The 19200-nt window shown below is 50.7% G+C and carries 12 protein-coding genes; 7 read left to right on the forward strand and 5 right to left on the reverse strand.

Going from position 1 to position 19200, the window contains the following annotated elements; genetic code table 11:
• The first annotated feature begins 97 nt into the window (after positions 1 to 97).
• The gene (locus ACQ4MZ_RS17465) at positions 98 to 766 is read left to right on the forward strand and encodes a DUF6766 family protein (RefSeq protein ID WP_430846747.1); all 669 of its coding nucleotides are present in this window, start codon (positions 98 to 100) and stop codon (positions 764 to 766) included.
• Between the two features lie 31 nt (positions 767 to 797).
• On the opposite strand, the gene glgX is transcribed toward ACQ4MZ_RS17465, so the two are convergent.
• Positions 798 to 2990 carry a glycogen debranching protein GlgX gene (gene glgX / locus ACQ4MZ_RS17470; RefSeq protein ID WP_430846749.1) on the reverse strand — a complete coding sequence of 731 codons (2193 nt, stop codon included), beginning with the start codon at positions 2988 to 2990 and terminating at the stop codon, positions 798 to 800.
• A 195-nt stretch (positions 2991 to 3185) separates the two neighbouring features.
• Between glgX and ACQ4MZ_RS17475 the strand changes: the two genes are divergently transcribed.
• A complete protein-coding gene (locus tag ACQ4MZ_RS17475) occupies positions 3186 to 3707 on the forward strand; it encodes a DUF4142 domain-containing protein (protein WP_430846751.1) in 522 nt (173 codons plus the stop codon).
• A 68-nt stretch (positions 3708 to 3775) separates the two neighbouring features.
• Here ACQ4MZ_RS17475 and ACQ4MZ_RS17480 read toward each other — a convergent pair whose 3' ends face one another.
• Positions 3776 to 5416 (reverse strand): alpha-amylase family glycosyl hydrolase, encoded by a 1641-nt coding sequence (locus ACQ4MZ_RS17480; protein WP_430846753.1) that lies wholly within the window; start codon positions 5414 to 5416, stop codon positions 3776 to 3778.
• Between the two features lie 122 nt (positions 5417 to 5538).
• Here ACQ4MZ_RS17480 and treZ point away from each other — a divergent pair, with 122 nt between their 5' ends.
• Positions 5539 to 7350 (forward strand): malto-oligosyltrehalose trehalohydrolase, encoded by a 1812-nt coding sequence (gene treZ / locus ACQ4MZ_RS17485; RefSeq protein ID WP_430846755.1) that lies wholly within the window; start codon positions 5539 to 5541, stop codon positions 7348 to 7350.
• 36 nt (positions 7351 to 7386) lie between these two features.
• Here treZ and ACQ4MZ_RS17490 read toward each other — a convergent pair whose 3' ends face one another.
• Positions 7387 to 7785: a hypothetical protein gene (locus tag ACQ4MZ_RS17490; RefSeq protein ID WP_430846757.1), complete on the reverse strand. Its 399-nt coding sequence runs from the start codon at positions 7783 to 7785 to the stop codon at positions 7387 to 7389.
• Between the two features lie 170 nt (positions 7786 to 7955).
• On the opposite strand from ACQ4MZ_RS17490, the gene ACQ4MZ_RS17495 reads away from it, so the two are divergent.
• Positions 7956 to 9524, forward strand: coding sequence for an FAD-dependent oxidoreductase (locus tag ACQ4MZ_RS17495; RefSeq protein WP_430846759.1), 1569 nt, complete (start codon positions 7956 to 7958; stop codon positions 9522 to 9524).
• A gap of 111 nt (positions 9525 to 9635) precedes the next feature.
• Here the strand turns inward: ACQ4MZ_RS17495 and ACQ4MZ_RS17500 are convergent, their stop codons facing one another.
• Positions 9636 to 11153 (reverse strand): SusD/RagB family nutrient-binding outer membrane lipoprotein, encoded by a 1518-nt coding sequence (locus ACQ4MZ_RS17500; RefSeq protein WP_430846761.1) that lies wholly within the window; start codon positions 11151 to 11153, stop codon positions 9636 to 9638.
• Positions 11154 to 11174: 21 nt separating this feature from the next.
• A complete protein-coding gene (locus tag ACQ4MZ_RS17505; protein ID WP_430846763.1) occupies positions 11175 to 14339 on the reverse strand; it encodes a SusC/RagA family TonB-linked outer membrane protein in 3165 nt (1054 codons plus the stop codon).
• A gap of 610 nt (positions 14340 to 14949) precedes the next feature.
• On the opposite strand from ACQ4MZ_RS17505, the gene ACQ4MZ_RS17510 reads away from it, so the two are divergent.
• From ACQ4MZ_RS17510 to ACQ4MZ_RS17520, 3 genes are all read left to right on the forward strand, one after another.
• Positions 14950 to 16245, forward strand: coding sequence for an OmpA family protein (locus tag ACQ4MZ_RS17510; protein ID WP_430846765.1), 1296 nt, complete (start codon positions 14950 to 14952; stop codon positions 16243 to 16245).
• Between the two features lie 301 nt (positions 16246 to 16546).
• Entirely contained in the window at positions 16547 to 18508 is a 1962-nt protein-coding gene (locus ACQ4MZ_RS17515; protein WP_430846767.1) for a tetratricopeptide repeat-containing sensor histidine kinase, read from the forward strand.
• A complete protein-coding gene (locus tag ACQ4MZ_RS17520; protein ID WP_430846769.1) occupies positions 18505 to 19146 on the forward strand; it encodes a response regulator in 642 nt (213 codons plus the stop codon). Before ACQ4MZ_RS17515 ends, ACQ4MZ_RS17520 begins: the two co-directional genes overlap by 4 nt.
• Positions 19147 to 19200: the final 54 nt, after the last annotated feature.

Below are 19200 nucleotides of genomic sequence, written 5' to 3' on the forward strand. Positions count from 1 at the left end.
CTTAAGCAGATCATTCTTCCTGTACACGAGATATTGGGTGGTAAATAAGCTGGCATAACTTTTCTAATTCAAAAGGCAGACTTTAACCATCACAACTATGTCGAAAAATAAACCACACTTTTTTTATAGAAACGGACTATCAATTGTCTTCCTCTCATTTTTCATTGTCGCTCTCGTCGCACAGGCCTTTCTTGGCTGGAAGCAGCATAATGAGGAATTAAATGAACTAGGCGCGGGCCCGATTGCATTTACACAGTACCTTTCCAGCGGTCACTTTTTTTCTTCCACCTTTGAAAACTTTCAGAGCGAGTTTCTTCAAATGGCCATGTATGTGGTCCTGACTATTTCACTTCGTCAGATTGGTTCAGCCGAGTCTAAAGACCTCGTCAAGCCGGAAGAAGTCGACCGTGAGCCCGACCCCTCCAAAAAAGACGCGCCGGGGCCGGTCAAGCGGGGGGGATGGCAATTGCGACTGTATCAGCAATCACTATCGATAGCCTTTATCCTGCTATTTCTGGGAAGCTGGATGGGCCATTTGTACGGAAGCTATACCGATCACAACGAGGAAAGGGTCCTTCGCGGACAGCCGGAACAATCGTTGAGCAAGTTTCTGGGCGAACCCGATTTCTGGTTTGAGACTTTTCAGAACTGGCAAAGTGAATTCCTTTCCGTCGCTTCCATTGTTATTCTGTCGATTTTTTTAAGGCAAAAAGGTTCGCCGGAATCCAAACCCGTCGATGCCGCCCATATGGAAACAGGGAAGTAAACTATGTGGGCCCCGTCCAGGGGCCCATAGTTTACATATCGGTTTGAGGGGGAGACGACAGACACCTCAAGGCAACTACCGAGCGGTCGGTGACGTTCAGTTTTCCACCGGATGGAATTGTCTGATCAGATTCGCCGACGAAATTCTCTGCCGTATTAATTACGACGTGCCATTCGGAGCCGCATTCCGCAGGAGGTAGGATGAAATCCATTGGCTGGTCTCCTGCATGGAAAATAATGTAAAAGTTGTCGTCCGTAATTTTATTACCATCCGGATCAACGCACCGGATCCCCTGGCCGTTAAGAAACACCCCGAAGGTCCGGGCGATGTGACCTTCCCACTCCTGGTCGGGTATTTGTTGCCCATTTGGCCAAAACCACATAATATCTTTCACGTCAGTGCCTGTAACGGGCAGGTCCTGGAACCAGCGCCTGCGGCGGAAAGTAGGGTGGGTGTTACACAGCCGGATCAGTGCCCGGGTAAATTCCAGCAATTGCTGATCGGCATTGGCCCAGTCGAGCCAGGAGATCTCATTATCCTGGCAATAGGCGTTATTGTTGCCCTGCTGGGTCTTGCCCAACTCGTCACCGGCGGCCACCATCGCTACTCCCTGGGAGAGCAGCAGGGTGGTAAGGAAATTTCGTTTCTGCCTGTTTCTGAGTGAATTGATATCTGCATTGTCCGTGGGGCCTTCTGCGCCGCAATTCCAGGAATGATTGCTTTCATCGCCGTCCTGATTATTATCGCCGTTGGCTTCGTTGTGCTTTTGGTCGTAGCTTACCAGATCATTGAGCGTGAAACCATCGTGAGCTGTGATGAAGTTGATACTGGCCGTAGGCCTACGATAATCGCTTTTGTAGAGGTCCGGGCTACCTGTAAAACGCCGCGCAAATGCGGTCATTTCGACATCTTGCCCACGCCAGAAGTCGCGGATCTGATCACGGTAAATCCCGTTCCACTCCGCCCAGCCCACAGGAAACTTGCCCACCATGTAGCCGTCTTCGTTAATGTCCCATGGCTCGGCGATCAGTTTGACTTGTGAAATCACCGGGTCCTGATGGATGATGTTAAAGAACGAACTGAGGGTATCGGTCTCATGCAGCGTACGGGCCAACGTGGCGGCCAGGTCGAACCGGAAGCCGTCCACGTGCATTTCGGTTATCCAGTAGCGAAGGCTATCCATGATGAGCGCCAGTACATTGGGAAGCTGGACGTTGAGTGTATTGCCGGTACCGGTGTAATCCATATAGTACCGTGGGTTGTCCTGTACCAGCCGGTAATAGGAAGCGTTGTCCAATCCCTTGAATGAAAAGGTGGGGCCGAAATGGTTGCCTTCCGCTGTATGGTTGTATACCACATCCAGAATTACCTCGATGCCGGCCTTGTGGAGTTCGCGCACCATTTCCTTAAATTCGTTGACCTGTGCTCCCGGCTCGCGGTGGCTGCTGTACCGGATGTCCGGCGCAAAAAAACCGAGGGTGTTATAACCCCAGTAATTGGTAAGCCCCTTTTCGATCAGGTGTTGGTCCGCCACGAAATGGTGAATGGGCATCAGTTCAATGGCGGTGACGCCAAGCTGTTTCAAATATTCAATGGACGCCGGATGGGCAATGGCCGCATAGGTGCCGCGGATGTTTTCCGGAATTTGGTCCCGGAGTTTGGTAAAGCCTTTTACATGGACTTCATAAATGACGGTATTATGATAGGGAATGTTCAGAGGTGCGTCGCCTTGCCAATCGAAGTCGGAATGGATCACCACCGACTTCGGCATGAAACCTGCACTATCGCTGTCATTGAAGCTGAGGTCCTCCTCGGCACTTCCGATCTGGTAGCCGAACACCGCGGGATCCCATTTGACATTGCCATGGATCGCTCTCGCGTAGGGATCGAGCAGTAATTTGTTGGGATTAAACCGGTGTCCCTTTCCGGGATCGTAGGGCCCGTGGGCTCGGTAGCCGTAAAGCTGTCCGGGGCCGAGGCCTGGAACATATACATGCCAGACATGGTGTGTTACTTCCTCAATTTTGATCTTAATGTACTCCTCTCCCTCGTTTTCTGGCTTAAAAAGGCACAGTTCGATGCTATGCGCATTCTCGGAGAAAACTGCAAAGTTGACTCCATGGCCATCCCAGGTTGCGCCCAGGGGATAAGGTTTGCCGGGAAGTGTTTTTATTTCCTGCTCACCGGCAGATTCAAGTAGTTCGTTTTCAATGCGACGTTCCATTGTGTGGTTGATATATGTGTAATGGATTTGATTCTCAAATCGACATTTGCGGCGCTGGTAAAAAGCTGTGCCACGTGCTGAGCTCCGGCTTGCATGTGACGCAGGCATTTCCTTCAAAAAGCGGCTCGGGTTTCGGTATCACATTGGCATGGTTTTGTTAGCATGCTGCTCTTTTTTCACTTGATCAACAATCCTATGAAAGCGGGTTTACTACTACTGATGTGTATATTGCTGGCCGCCCTTCTGGCGTTTTCAGACCGTTTTAAACAAGATGCTGCCGATAAAGCCTTTGTGTATTCCGCTGCCGACGGTGGGATGCTGGAAGTAAAGTTGGGAGAGCTGGCCCAAAAAAGGGCGACAATGCCCAAATGTAAAGACTTCGCAGAAACGATGATTTCGGACCATGGCAAGATCAATGACGAACTGAAAGCACTTGCCCGTAAAAAACAGATATCGGTCCCGACCCGGTTGAGTACTGCCAAACAGCAGATTTACGACAGCCTCGCGGCGGAGAGCGGTGAGAAATTTGACATGCTCTATATGAACATCATGATTGCGTCTCACGAAGAGACGATCGGCCTTTTTCAGAGCGAATCCAATAAAGGCCAGGATCCCGACCTTAAGAAATGGGCGGATTCTAAGATCTCCGCATTGAAACATCATTTGGAAATGGCCAAGGCACTGTTTGACGCTGCACCTCAACCTGGCAAAAACTAAGGCGAAGTAGAGCTTCGGGTTCCTGTTTCATTAGTTTCCCGAAGCTTCCTGATGCCTACACTTGTTGCTCAATCATCAATTTGTATTACAATACCTTCATCCCCTGCCAGGGTGATCACGTCTGCGACATGCATTCCTACGCGTTCTTCTTCAGTACTGAGCTTTATAATGCCCTTGTAGGTGGTATTTTGCGGACGGAAATAGGCCGGGCGGTGACTCAGGTTGAGGATGATCAGGAATGTCTCATCGTGCTCCTGCCTGAGATAGGAGATGAGCTGTCCATCTGAGTAAACCGGGCTGTAACTCCCCACGCTTAGTGCCGCACTTTTTCTGCGAATGTCGATCAGCCTGCGGTAGAACGACAGCATGGAGTGCGCGTCGTTTTTTTGTTTCTCAACATTCACTCTCGCCGCATTGTAGGGTAGTCGGAGCCAGGGCTTCCGGGCAGAAAAGCCGGCATTGATTTCCGCGCTCCATTGCATCGGTGTCCGCGAAGGATCGCGGCTGATATTCAGGTCGGGCATATTCAGTCCTTGCGGATCCACGATTTCGTCGACGGGGATGGGCACGTCGGTCATTCCTATCTCATCGCCATAATAAATGGTGGGCGTGCCGCGGAGCGTGAGCAGCAGCATCGCCGCGATTCTGGCTTGCGACAATCCCACGCGGCTGGCGATCCGGGGTTTGTCGTGGTTGCTCAATACCCAGTTGGGCCAGCTTCCGACGGGCAGCGCACCTTCGTAGGCGTCGATCGCGCTCGCGATTTCCTGAGAATTCCAGGGCAGGGTCAAGAGCTGGAAATTAAATGGGAGGTGTGCGCCCGTATTGTCCGGGCCGTAGTAGGTTACCAGTTTAGGTATCGGTAAATAGATCTCCCCGATGAGCACCCGGTCGTCGTAGGCGTCCGTGAGCTCACGCATCATGCGTACAATCTGGTGCACCTCGGGCTGGTCAGTCGAATAAACGGGGAGATAATCGTTGTACAGCGGATGGGCAGTATTACCCGGCGCATTGGGTACCGGCGGATTGTCGCGCAGCTGGCTGTCCTTGATCATGTGCCACATAACGTCCACCCTGAATCCGTCGACCCCTTTGTCGAGCCAAAACCGCATGACATCGAGCATCGCTTGCTGCACTTCCGGATTGCGCCAGTTGAGATCGGGCTGTTCTTTTAGAAATGCATGATAGTAATACTGCCCGGTGTGCGCGTCCCATTCCCAGGCCGACCCGCCGAATACGCTGAGCCAGTTGTTCGGTACCGAACCGTCTTCCTTGCCGTCATGCCAGATGTACCAGTCCCGTTTGGGATTATCCCTCGATGAGCGGCTTTCCTGAAACCAAGGGTGCTGGTCGGAGGTATGATTGGGTACGAGATCGAGCAGCAGCTTCATACCCCGCCGGTGCACCTCGTTCAGGAGTTCGTCGAAATCCTCCATGCTTCCGAAAAGCGGGTGAATGCCGCGATAATCGGAAATGTCGTACCCGAAATCGGCCATCGGCGAGGGGAAGATCGGGGAGAGCCACACACAGTCGATCCCAAGCCACTGCAAGTAGTCGAGCCGCGTGGTAATACCTTTCAGGTCGCCGATGCCGTCGTCGTTGGAATCCTGAAAAGACCTGGGGTATACCTGATAAATAATACCGTGTTGCCACCACTTGTGTTGTCCGAAGGCCGGTTCCAGTGAAAGTATCGCCGTTGTATGTTCCATTGTCCTGTCTTTTTGAAATAGTTGGCAGCCCTTCCAAAATCACGCCTGTACGGGCGGTGACATGGCATAAGTTTTTTTCAGGCCGGAAATCCTGAGGGGGCAGGTGTTTAACATTTTATATTATGATTAATTTCAAAGGAGGGACATACAGGGACGGCGAGCAAGTCAGGTTCAGGGTATGGGCCCCGCAAACCAGGCAAATGAACCTGATTTGTCGGCAAGCCGAACCTGCAACTTTCCGAATGGAGCCGGATGACGACGGGTATTTCAATCTGACATTACCCTGGCAGGACGGGCCGTGGCGTTATCAATATGAACCGGACGAACAGGGGCCTTTTCCTGATCCTGCCTCGCATTTTCAGCCCGAAGGTGTGCATGGATATTCACAGTTTGTAGATCACACTGCTTTCCGGTGGACGGACGGTGAATGGCGGGGCCGCGCATTCGAAGACCTCATTTTGTACGAGTTGCATGTCGGCACGTTTACGCCGGAAGGAACGTTCGAGGCGATAATCCCCCGGCTGGCAGCGCTGGCAGAACTGGGCGTCAATGGCATTGAGTTAATGCCCGTTTCAGAATTTCCAGGCAACCGGAATTGGGGCTACGACGGCGTATTTCCCTATTCCGTTCACAGTGCGTACGGCGGGCCCGATCAACTGAAAGCGCTGGTAGATGCCGCCCATGGGGTTGGTATCTCCGTTTTTCTAGATATCGTCATTAACCACATCGGCCCCGAGGGTAACTACCTGGGCCATTTCGGGCCTTATTTTACCGATAAATACGCAACGCCCTGGGGCAAGGCGATCAATCTCGACGGCGAATGGTCGGACGGTGTGCGGGACTATTTTTCGGACCTGATCGTATTCTGGTCGGAATACTACCACCTGGACGGGCTTCGGCTGGACGCCATCCATGAAGTTTTCGACAAGGGGGCATTCAGTTTCTGGGAACTCGTGCATGAAAAACTCCGTACACATCAGCAATACAGCGGTCGTAGTCTTTACCTCATTGCCGAATCCGATCTGAACAGCCCGCGTGTGATCAAACCCGTCCAAATCGGCGGCATGGGGTTCGATGCCCAATGGCTGGACGATTTCCACCACGCACTTTACGTACTGCTCGATGAGAAAGGCCGTGAGCGCTATGTCGATTTCGGGACTATCGAACAGCTTGCCAAAGCTTACAAAGATGGTTTTGTACATAGCGGCGGTTACGTGAAATTCAGGAAGAGGAAACACGGGGCCTCCTCGGCAGGCATTCCGGGCGCTTCGTTCGTTGCTTTCAATCTGAATCACGATCAGGCCGGAAACCGTGCCGGCGGGGAGCGGCTCAGCCAGCTCGTGAGCATAGCCAGGCAGAAAGTGGCGATGGCCGCATTAATGCTTTCGCCCTACGTGCCAATGCTCTTTATGGGGGAGGAATATGGGGAGGATACGCCCTTTTTCTTCTTTGTAAGCCACACCGATCCTGACCTGATCCAGGCCGTTATCGAAGGACGGGAAAGCGATTTCAAAGATTTTGGGGATGGACAGAAACCTCGTAATCCACAGGACGAGGAGACTTTTCTGCATTCTAAAATACATTGGGAAAAGCGTACCGAAGGCCGATACGCTGATTTGCTCGTCTGGACCAAAACCCTCATCACGTTGCGGCAAACACATGCCGCATTACGCAATCTCGATAAGGACGGCGTCGCAGTGGACGTGCTGAGCGACAGGGTATTACTCCTGAAACGGAGCAGCCGTGACGAGCGGGCAATGCTGTATTGTTATATTAATTTTTCCGACGAAAAACTGGCTTTCTCGCTGCCCGAAGGACCAAATTGGCACCTCATACTTGATTCACAGGGAAATGAGGGAGCGAAATCGGACAAAACTTGGAGCATCGACGGCCCCGGCGTCAAAGTGTTCTCAAATGTGAACGATGTGACTTAAATGAGAACATTGGTGCTGGTCTACGCCGGGCGCGTGCTATTCTGACTGGCTTTCCGGTTCATATTCCCACCCGGCCACATCGTCCTCCGGGAAGAAGGACTGTTGTTCGAGCGGAACTTCTGTTTCACTGATCTCCTGAAAGCCCTGGGCCTTTTTGTAAATACCCCGGCGTCTGATGCCTTGCAGATCGGTAAAGATAACCTGTGATTGGTCCTGCGGATAGGATCTGGTTTCGTTGAAATTGTCGTTGGCATTCCTTCCTGTCCCGTGCTGGCCCGCGCCGCCTTTAATTTCATTCCGTTCCTGGATTTCCTCCTGTGACGCTGTGCCGTAGTCGTCCACATTTCCTTCGTTGAAATTGTCGTTGGCATTTCTGCCGTTTCTAAGTGCTTCCGCGACAGCATCCTGCGTCGCTTTATCTTTTTGGTTATCCATGATTTTCTGTGTTTTAATCGAGTAGTTTTAACAAAATCCGTTCCCGCAGAAAAACACGTGGTATGATTTTGGGTAAAACCGCGGCCTGGGCAACTTTCCTCGTTTTTAAAAGACGCATTGGGCCCTGGTACGGTTTTAGCCAAAAGACGGCACTGGAAATCAGAACGATCATGGAAAAGACTAAATACACTTCAAAAACTGATATTGTGCCCGACGCCTCTGAATGGGAGCGGGACGGGCAAAATGCCAGCTTATGGAACAGGCATCTTACGTTGAAAAACGAGGGGACGACGTTCCCGGAGACCGACGTTTACGATGTGATCGTCGTCGGTGCAGGCATAACCGGGCTGACCACCGCATTGCTCCTGCAACAGGCGGGAAATCGGTGTGTCATTGCGGATGCCCATCACGCGGGTTTTGGTACAACGGGTGGCACCTCGGCCCATATAAACACATTTGCAGACACTACCTATGCCGAGGTGGAACAGGCATTCGGGACGGATGCTGCCCCGCTGTTCGCCGAATCGATCCGTGACGCCGTGGAACTGATTCGGCACTTTGTCGATACCTATCGGATCGACTGCGACCTGGAATGGCGGCCGGGGTATGTTTATGCCGAGACGGAAAAAGAGGTCAGGGAGCTCGACGATCTGTATGAAAGTGCGTTGCGCGCAGGCGTGAAAGTGGCGCTCGCAGACGATGTACCCACGCCGGTACCCTACCTGAAAGCCATTGTATTCGAGGGGCAGGCGCAGTTTCATCCCTTGAAATACATCGGCGGCCTGCTGAACGAATTCAGGAAATCCGGCGGAATGGTTGTGGAGAATGCCTGCATTCGGGAAGTGGAAACTGGTGACGGATATTATACGGCGATCTCGGATCACCACCGCATCCGCGCGAAGCGGGTAGTGTACGCAACGCATATCCCGCCCGGCGGTATCAACGTGCTGCATTTCCGGAATGCACCTTACCGCAGTTATGTTATCGCGGCTACACTGGCAGACGAGGCCTACCCGGACGCCCTGGTGTATGATTCGCAGGATCCTTATCATTATTTCAGAACACATACGATCGAAGGACAGCCATACCTTATTGCGGGCGGCCACGACCATAAAACCGGCCACAATGATCCGGAACAGGCTTTCGCAGACCTGGAAGCCTATACCCGTAAGTATTATAACGTAGAGCAGGTCGCCTACCGATGGTCAGCCCAATATTATGTGCCAGCCGACGGCCTCCCTTACATCGGGCACCTTCCGGGTGCCCCGGACGGTATCTATGCGGCCACGGGCTACAACGGCAACGGGATGATCCTCGGTACAGCTGCCGCGCTGGTGTTGAGCGATCTCATTATGACCGGTGAAAGCAAATACAAGGCGCTGTTCGATCCGGCACGGGTAAAACCGGTTGCGGGATTTGCGGAAGTAGTGAAAGAAAATGCTGACGTCGTAAAACGTTTCATTGTCGATCGTTGGGGCATTGCCCATATCGATTCACTTGCGGATGTCAGTCCCGATGAGGGCAGGATTATCGAGCTTGAAGGCGAGAAGCTGGCGGTCTACCGTGATCCTGGGGGGGAAGTCCACGTGCTCGATCCCGTGTGTCCGCACGCGAAATGCATTGTGCAATGGAATAGCACAGAGAAAAGCTGGGATTGCCCTTGTCATGGCGCGCGGTACGATTGCCGCGGGCATGTACTCACCGGCCCGGCACGGACAGATCTGGACCAGATGCTTTGAGGCCAGCCATGCTTCGCGGACAGGCCTGAATGAACAATGCCCCCTGAAAGTTAGATGCTTTCAGAGGGCATTATTCATTGCGAGAGCTTTTTGATTTATATGCCTGCCTGACTATTTAAGTAACCACATCTTCTGGTTGTAGTCGTCGTTACCGCCGTATTGCGATTGAATCGCCTTTGTCAGGTTATCGTAATTGTAGTTGATCTCGGTGTCCGGGTACATCCACCTAACGGGTATTTTATCCTTGTCGGTATTGTTATTGGACAGTGGATTAACCGGGAAGACCGGATAGCCGGTGCGGCGGTTTTCAAAATATCCGTCAAACCCGGCTTGAAGGAAAGTTCCCAGATACCGTTGGGTAATGATTTTCTCAAGCTGCTGCTCGGGAGTACCCGACAATTTTACCTTAGGTGAGGCCAGGTAGGCCGTGATATAATCGGCAGTGATTTTGCGGTTATGGTGGAAATCAGCATTGTCGGGAGTGTTGTTTGCTACAAACTGCATTCCCGTGCGGATCGCATTTTCATAATAGGTACTCGCAGGTGTGCCGTTGATCCACCCTCTTAATGAAGCTTCTGCCAGCATAAACTGCAAAACTGAATAGCTGATCAGGTAAATCGGCTCCGAGTTGGCCAATTCGGAATAGCGGGCATTCAGGTTGGAATAATCTTTCGACGACGCCACCGCGGTAAGGTCCGAGTAAACCGCCGAAGGGTTGACTGCCCGGTAGGCATCGTAACTCGAGGGGCTTATACCAGCTGCCACCTTAACGGGCGAGGGTGCAGCATAATAGAATAGCCGGTAGTCTTCCAGCTCTTTTAGTTTATCTACAATCATCGTAGACATCACCGGGTAGATAAGCCCCTGGTTGTTTAACTTATACCAGGGATAGCGCTGCCCTGCTACATCAGAATATACCCTTTGGAAGTTGTCGGCCGAGCTTTCGAAGATGGGTTTTGTCGTAACAATCGTATTGAAGCGTGACTTGATATTTAAATCGGTATCACTTTCTTTGGCCGACAGCGTCAGAAGCACCTTCAATGCAAAAGTGTTAACCACTTTCCGCCATTTTGTAACATCGCCGTTGTAAATAGGATCACCGGCGAAAGTCGTACCCTGGGAGAATGCCTGATCTGCTTCTTCGAGCTCTTTCAGGATCCCCAGAAACACTTCTTTCTGCGTAGAGTACGTGGGGCGGATGGTGCCTGTTTCTCCCTGCAAAGCGTCTGCATAGGGAATATCTCCCAGACGCATGGTCAGATCATAAAACCTCCATGCGCGTACAAACTTGCCGAGCCCGGTAAAGGAGTTCTTCAATGCGCCCTCGGGCGCCAGATCGATCATCTTCTGCACGTTTGTGAGCACGACCAGTCCGCTGTATTCCTGTTTTCCCAAATTGTTGTATTGCAGTGAATTGGGGAATTCGGTGTGGTTAATAGCTTTGGAAAGCAGCGCCGGGTCCAGATAGCTGATGGAGGTGATGTTCAAAATCAGGTTCGTTGCCAGCATCTGGGGCGACACCGATGTCGCCGCATTGGGATTGGTGTTGATCTCCTGGAAGTCTGCGCAGCTGTTCAACGCAAGCAAACCCCCAACCGCGAGCATATATTTAGCAATGAATTTCTTCATGATATAGGTCAATTTGTGTTGTCAGAAAGTGAGTTGGATGTTACCACCTACGTAGCGTACGGAAGGAGAAGTAAGCTGCGTGTCGTTGGCCTTGTCAGGATCGGCAAAACGGAAATCCTTGGTCCACATCCATACGTTTTGTCCGGTAAATGATATGGAAGCTGATTTGGCACCCACATATTTTGCAAAAGACGGTGGAAGCGAGTAGCCAATGGAAAGTTCGCGTAGCTTGAAGAAAGTAGCGTTGGTCACACCGCGTGTTCCGTCACCATACCGTCGGGCGTACGTTTCATAGGAGACCTTCGTGGTGTTGGGCGCATACTCGCGGGTATCGCTGGTGATATTTCCCATATTGTCGTAGGTAGCGCTTCCGGAAGTTACCACCACGCCTTTTCCTACAAACGACTTGTTTTTGTTCACCACCTCGTCGTAGCGCCATTCGTTATCCGAGTCAGGATGTGCGCCGGTGTCCCACATTTTGTAAGAGGTGTAGTTATTTAAGAACCCGCCGATCCGGCCGTCAAATGCAGCAGTGAGCGTAAACCGTTTGTAACGGACGGTGTTTGCCAGCCCCCAAATGAATTTTGGATCGGTGTAGCCATACAAGCTGCTGTACGTACTTGCCTGGGGAAGGCCATTAGCCTGGTGAATCAGATTGCCTTGTGAGTCCCTCAGCCAGGTAGCACCAGTGTAGGTGTCCGTGCGTCCGCCCACTTTTGTCCAGTTGTTTTTAGCAGAATATTGCGGATCCAACGCCTTAAAGTAGCGGTGATTGTACGACCAGTTGGCGGTTGCATCCCATTGCCAGTCCCCTTTTTTCAGGATGTTCGCATCGAGAGAAACTTCCATACCCTTGCGAACGTAGGTCTGATCGATGTTGATCAGCGTGCTGTTAAATCCGGAAGCCTGCGATATCGCCGCGCTGGTTTGAATGTTGTAATTATACTTGTTGAAGTAAGCAATGTCCAGCTTGAAGCGTTTCTTTAAGAAGTAAGCTGCCGTCCCGATTTCCCAGGTGCGGTTGGTTTCCGCCACTACATCTGTTGCGTTGATGATCGTGCCGGGATAAGCTGCGGAGTTGAGGCCGCTCCATACGCCTGTGCTGGTGGAATAGGTATTGTTGGTGGCGTATACGGCCAAATCGGATTTTGCCAGCGTCCAGGATCCACGTACTTTCCAGAAATCCAGCCATTCGGGTAAAGACTGGAAAAATTCACTAACCACCACGCTGGCACCCACCGAAGGATAGAAATAACTGTTGGTTTTGGCAGGCATGGACGAACTCCAGTCGTTTCGGCCGGTTACGTCCAGAAAGAAAGTGTTGTTGTAGGCCAAACTGATTTTTCCCAACAAACTGTTTACCTGTTTGCGGAACCGGGGGTTAGTAGCAGCCGTGTTAGGATCTACAACGCTGACATCCGGCCTTTCGACGGAGTTGTTGAGCGAGTAATAGCCTGGAATAAGCAACCCGCTTCGGGTTGCACTGTAAAGATAGTTGTTGTCATATTTAAAGATCGTACCACCTGCCAGGGCGTCGATACCTAATTTGCCGAAGGTCTTATTGTAGGTAAAGAAAGCATCCCCGTTAAAGCTGTATCCGTTTCTTTTGGCAATGGAATACAATCCGGAAGCGTCCCAACCGCGGGTGGAGAGGATTCCCGGCGGGTTTCTGCGGGTTTCATTGTTTTGGTAGAGGTCAAATCCCGGGCGGACCAGTATTTTGGCGCCTTCAAAAAGATCCAGCGTCGCGGTGAAGCTGGCATTCATTTTGTTCTCTTCAATACCGTTCAGCTTTTCGTAAGCCATCATGTATGGGTTGTCGTACCATGCATTGTAGTGCCAGTTTTGTTTTATATTGGGTGTGATCCAGTAATTGTTTTTGTACAGGCTCAGGTCATATTCCGGCCCCATCCAGATCAGGATGTTGTAGATGTAGCCCTGCGCGTCGTATCCTGAACCTGCAATCTGTGGAGCTGTGATGCGGTTGTACCCGACCTGACTGTTCAGCCTGAACTTATCGCCAACCTTCATTTCGCCGCTCACATTGAAACTGGTAGTATTGGATTTGAGGTTGGGATACTGGCCCTTATTGTAGATATGGCTCATCGACACACGGAAACTGCCATTCTCGCCGGTCTGTGTAATGCTGACGTTATTGTTGGAAATCAGACCAGGTACGAGAAAGTCCCGGAAATTGTTCTTTCCTACCGACCGCAGTTCCGACACTTCCATTTGTTTGGTAATAGGGTTCCATTGGTTGGCCATGGTGCCGTTATCCAGTTTGGCCCCCCAGATATAGTCGGTCGGGCTGTATGCACTACCTAGTCCGGCGCTGTAAGAGTGCTGGACTTTCGGCAGCATCAAAAAGCCCGCATTGAACATGTTGTTGCTGTTCACCGTGACGGAGAGACCTTTACCGGCAGCGCCGCGTTTGGTGGTGACGATAACCGCCCCGCTGCCGCCTCTCGAACCGTATAAAGCAGCCGCTGTGGGACCTTTCAGCACATCAATGCTTTCAATATCGTCCTGGTTGAGGTTTTTCAGGGAGATATTCACATAAGGTACACCGTCGATGACGAGCAAAGGGGTTTCACCACGGAGATCGAGCGTAGGTGCCTCGTTGAATTCCGTACTGTTTTTAACCCAAAGCCCCGAGATTTTTCCGGTTAAGGATGTAGCCAGGTTGGTACCCTTAACAGTCTGAATGGCAGCTCCGCTTACCTTTTGTACCGAGTAACCCAGGGATTTTTCTTCACGCTTAACCCCGAGTGCGGTAACCACTACCTCACTAAGCTGCTTGATATCCTGCGACATCACCAGATCGATTGTGCTTTGGTTGCCTACGGTGACTTCTTTGGGAACAAAACCGATAAAAGAAACGGAAAGAACGGCGCCTTCACCCTGAACGGTCAGGCTATATTTTCCATCCTGATCGGTAATAGTACCGTTCGTTGTTCCTTTTTCAACGACGCTGACGCCCGCGAGGGTGTTTCCGGCTTCGTCTTTGATGGTTCCCTTTACGGGTTTGTCGGCGGTGGAGAATACCCGGTTAAGTGGGACACCCGGCGAAAGGGACGGGAGGGCTGTGCCGCCGTATCCCGTGGTTGCCATAACCACAAGTGCCGCGCATAGAAGCCGGCACAGCCAGCCCATACGGCTGGGAGAGGAGGTAAATGTGTTTCGCATTTAGTTTAAGGAAAGTTAAATTCGGTTAAGAGAGATTTTAACTATGCAATTTACTGTTCATTGTCATTTTGATACTACAATGCGCCCGTTAAAATTGCAATTTCTTGTGATTTATCTCTGCCGATTCAGTGTAATATCGGTGATATTGATTGTTTTTCAGTATGTTAGATGGTGTTCGCTTCAAAAAGGGAGGCGAGCCCCATACACTTCCAATCCGATCCGGAAGTTGTATGTTTTCGAATGCCGGTTAACGGCATTATTGTCTATCAGCTACGCGCTGTATTTCAGTGATTTAATATTACTTAACCTGCCTGAGCTTCTCGGAAATGTCCGGAGCAGCCGGCGGCACCGGGTTGGATGCCTGACAGTTATGTATATACGCCCCCTGATTTGGTTACCTTCTGAAAGTAAGCCGGCCAGGCCCGTTGCCAGTTAAATTACGTTAAAATCCGGTTTCGAACGGGAAGCCAATGGAGAATGTGATAACTGGCATGAATCGCTAAAAAATAGCCGACGTACGTACTTCTACGTATCTTTAAATATCAGTATTGCCTCGCACAAATCGGCTGGTGAGATGAAGTTACTTTGTAGCATCAAATCACAAATAGCTATGAAAAATACCCTTGTTTTATGCTCTATTATTCTTCTCTCTGCTACCGGCGGCCGGTGTCAGGCAGTTCTGGACAGATTTCACGACAAAGCGAGGTACCGCGCCGAACAGCGGGCTGATCAGGCGATGGACCGCGCCATCGACAAGGCGGAGGAAGCGATCACACAAAAACCCGAAAAGAAAGAACCCGGTAAAGGCGGCAAAAATGAAACCGCGCATCCGGTATCCGCGGGAGATGCCTTCAAAAGTTATTCTTCCTATGATTTCGTGCGCGGCGAGCATGTCATATATGCGGAGGATTTCTCGCAGGATGTTATCGGTGAGTTTCCTATGCATTGGGCTACCAACAACCGGGGCGAGGCAGTTTCTATTGACGGTTTGCCAGGCAAATGGATGCGCATGTTTATTGGGGAGTTTGTCTCCCCGGAGATTAAGAAATTGCCGGATAATTTCACGGTTGAATTTGATATGCTGCTCACTTACATGGGTAGCGATGAACAGGATTTCGGGTCTATGTTTCCCGGATTTGAATGGCAGCTATTGCAATTGGCGCCCGGCCAGGAAAGTGCCCGGCTTTTTGCCCAGGGCGGAAACGAGGTGAGCAAAATAAGTCTGATCGTCCAGCCGGCTTATGAGGACCGTTCTTCGATTTATGTGCAGAGTTATAGCAAACGCGACATGTATTTCGAGGGCGGCAATAAAGATCTGAGGAAATTCAGTAACAATTACCGAAAGCCCTTTCATGTGGCGATATGGGTGCAGAAGCAGCGGTTGCGCTGCTGGATCAATGAGGAAAAAGTATATGACATACCGCAGGCGATAGCCCCGCAAACGGCCTTCAACCACCTGGGTTTTTTAATGGCTGACAATAACCAGGAGGATAATGTGGGCGTATTCGTTTCAAATATCCTGGTATCGGAAGGCGCGGCCGATATGCGTAGCAAGCTCATCACGGAAGGCAAACTGGTAACAAACGGAATCCTGTTCGATTCCAATTCCGATCATATAAAACCGGAAAGCGCCGGCGTGCTGAAACAAATAGCCTCGGTAATGCAAGAGAATGCGCAGGTAAGGGTGAGGATTGACGGCTACACGGATAGCGATGGGGAAGATGCAAAGAACCTGGACCTGTCCCAGCGCCGGGCAAATGCTGTAAAAAATGCGCTCGCAGGTATACATAAGATAGACGCTTCCAGAATGGAAACGAGAGGAATGGGCGAAGCAAAACCCGTTGCCGACAATGCGACGAAAGAAGGCAAGGCGCAAAACCGCCGCGTGGAATTCATTAAACTGTAATGGTTATTAGCATTTTAGTTATCGATGTTCTATGAATACGTTTGGATTGAGCTTTCTCTCATTTTGTGTCGCTTTGAATGTACTTTGCTCGACGATGGAAGAGGGCATTGGAAGGAAAAAAAAATAATAACATTCCGCAACCGGTCGAACAGGTTTTGGAAAGCACCTTGCAAACCTGTTCAGGTATGGCGGCCAAAACGCGGGAGCATCATGTTTGCAGCGTCCCGAATCTGCGGCTCTATACCACGCGTTGAAAATCAGGCCAGGAAAACTAACTTTGGGTGATGATAACCGGCCCTTCATGATGAATAAAATCTCTGCTTTATTTTTTGCTTTTTTATGGATCGCGCATGCGACAGCTGCCCAGGATACTGAAGAAGTAAAAATTCTTTCAGCCAAAGACGATTCGGCCAAAGTGATCCGGCTGGCCAATTATGCATTCAGCTTTGTAGATTCCGACAAAAAGAAGGCGGCACGCTTGTATGATGAACTGATGCGCCTCAGTAAAAAATTGAATTATCCCTATTGGTCGGGGATGGTTTGGTTCAACCGGGGATATATGAATGCCAAAGCGGCAAATGATGTGGAAGCAATGCGGAATTTTGATTCGGCTACCGTGTATCTAAAGAAAACCGACCGGGTTGATATGGAAGCGTACAGCCATTTGAATATCGGTGCGATAGCAGAAAGGCTCGGTAAAATTGATGAAAAAGTCAACCGGATTTCGAAGGCGATCCAACTTTTGCAAAATACGAAATACCAGAACATTCTCGCGAACGCGTATAGTGCTATGGGTGTGCTGTTTTTCAACCTTGACGAGTACGATAAGGGATTGATGTATTTTCAAAAAGGCGCTAAGACGGCTATGCAGGCCAAAGATACGTCGACGCTGGTGGAGACGCTGTACGGAATGACGAACTGCCTGTCCTCGCAGGGAAAATTTCCCGAGGCACTAACAAATGCCAGCGAGGCCGTCCGGCTGGCTACTTTGCGTGGGAATGACTACACTTTATGCGTTGCCCATAACAGCATGGCCGAGCTGTACCGCAAATGGGGCAAGGCTGGTCTATGCATCGAACACGCCCGGCAGGTGCTGCAATATGCCACTGCCAACAACGACGTGCAGTACCAGTTGATCGGCACCATGGGACTTGCCGATGGTTATCGCCTGGCACGGAACTTCCGGGAAAGCATCCGGTACTACAACAGGGCTTTGCAACTGGGTAAGGAAAAGGACGTGGTGATCCAGCTCGACGACATTTACAAGGGCCTGTCGGAGGCGCACGAACACCTCAACGATAACGGGCAGGCTTTGGATTACTTTAAAAAATACATCGTTTACCGCGACAGTGCCAGCAACGAAAAAATCAAGAAAAATGCCGCAGAACTGGAAGTGAAATACCAAACGGCCGAAAAGGAGAAAGTTCTGTCTCAAAACAAATTGCAGTTGGCCCAAAAGGATCTGCAGCTTCAGAAGACCCGCAGTTATATCTACTACGCTTTGGGTGCTTTTGTTTTAGTATCGTTGGCGGCGATCCTGCTTTATTTACAATCAAGGTATAAAAAGCTTTCGCATATCAGGGAATTACAGTCGATCCAGCAGCAGAAGGAGCTGCAACTGTTGCAGGCACTCATGGAGGGAGAAGAAAAGGAGCGCAGCCGCATTGCGAAAGACTTGCACGATGGTGTGGCAGGCATGCTGGCTGCGGTGAAAATGCATCTGAGCAGCACCGAATCGGTCGACGGGCTTTTGCAGGAAGAGGGTTACCGGCAGGGGATGAATCTTTTGAACGAAGCCACCGAGGAAATCCGGAAAACCTCGCATAACCTGATGCCCGAAGTACTGCTGCGGCACGGATTGGACATTGCGCTGGGCCGATATTGTGAGCGGGTCAGCAATAGCAGAGGGCTGAAAATCCAGTATGACTCCTGGGGAGAGATCGACCGTTTTGCGGATAGCTTCGAATTGTCGGTGTACCGCATAGTCCAGGAATTACTCAATAATGTAATGAAACATTCAAAGGCTACCCACGGCATGGTGCAACTAACCCAGCAGGACGACCTCCTTTCGATCTCTATTGAAGACAATGGCGTAGGCCTGGCGACGGGGGCTGACACGCCGGACGGAATGGGATTACACAGCCTCCAGAGCCGGATAAAAGCCATGAATGGGAAGATCGACATCAGGGAATCGGAGGAGAACGGTTTTGCGGCTTACCTGGAATTTGAGGTATTGAATATAAAAAGGGAAATAGCCGTATGAAAAAGATAGACGTGGCCATAATCGACGACCATGAAGTGGTGATAGACGGCCTGGTGGCGATGCTTTCGACTTCCGACCGACTGCAAATAACCTACACGACGCAAAGCGGGAGGGAGCTGTTAGGGTATTTACAGACGACCGCGCCCGATGTGTTGCTCATGGACATCCAGATGCCCGAAATCAGCGGTATCGAGTTATGCAGGCAGATATTGCAGCAGCAGCCGAAAGTAAATATTATCGCATTCAGCAGTTTCGATGATTCCAGCTATGTGAAAAATGTTATTCGTAAGGGCGCCAGGGGTTATCTGCTGAAAAACTCCGACAAACAGACAATTGTTCGTGCGATCGAGCGCGTTGCCGGCGGGGAGGAGTTCCTGGATGACAAGATCAAGAACATCCTTTTGCAGGAAACCATCACAGGGCAGCGCCGTTCCATTTATGAAATACCGCTTACCAAACGGGAAAAGGAACTGGTGACGCTGATCGCCGAAGGGCATTCCAGCCAGGAAATTGCGGACAAACTGTATATCAGTCTGAGAACCGTCGAAACCCACCGGTTGAATATCAATCAGAAAATGGGTGTAAAAAATACGGCAGGCCTCTTGAAGGAAGCCATTAAGAGAGGGCTGATCGATTGATTCCCTATTCAGCCGAACGTCGGGTGGTCTTCCATGCCGTCAGTTGCGGATATA

It is taken from the genome of Dyadobacter sp. BHUBP1, from assembly GCF_050587785.1.
GTDB lineage: Bacteria > Bacteroidota > Bacteroidia > Cytophagales > Spirosomataceae > Dyadobacter.